Source organism: Bradyrhizobium sp. CFUWI (genome assembly GCF_056429085.1).
On the sequence record NZ_JBWJZE010000206.1, the window covers coordinates 1 to 444 of the forward strand.

Below are 444 nucleotides of genomic sequence, written 5' to 3' on the forward strand. Positions count from 1 at the left end.
TGGAATTCATCAAAGACCGCGTCAACGCGCTGGACTGGTCCGACATGCAGGAGCTCGTCGCAGGCCTGCTGCGCGCCATGGGCTACAAGCCCCGCATCTCGCCCAGCGGCTCCGACCGGGGCAAGGACATCGTCGCCTCGCGCGACGGTCTGGGGTTCGAAGACCCGCGCATCGTGGTCGAGGTCAAGCACCGCGCAGCCGCCATGGGCTCGCAAGAGATTCGCAGCTTCCTGGGTGGGCCCCACGAGCGCGACAAGGGCCTGTATGTGAGCACCGGGGGCTTCACCAAGGACGCCCGCTATGAAGCCGAGCGGGGCCGCATTCCCGTCACGTTGATGGACCTGGACGATCTGGTCAAAACCCTGCTGGAACACTACGAGCAAGCCGACAGCCAGACCCAGCGGCTGGTGCCGCTACGCAAGCTCTACTGGCCCGCCTGAGTCC

General features: G+C 66.0%; 1 protein-coding gene. It reads left to right on the forward strand.

What is annotated here, in order from left to right:
• Positions 1-440 (forward strand): restriction endonuclease (locus AC066S_RS39445; RefSeq protein WP_478272005.1); only part of this gene is annotated, 440 nt, incomplete at its 5' end.
• Positions 441-444 lie beyond the last annotated feature (4 nt).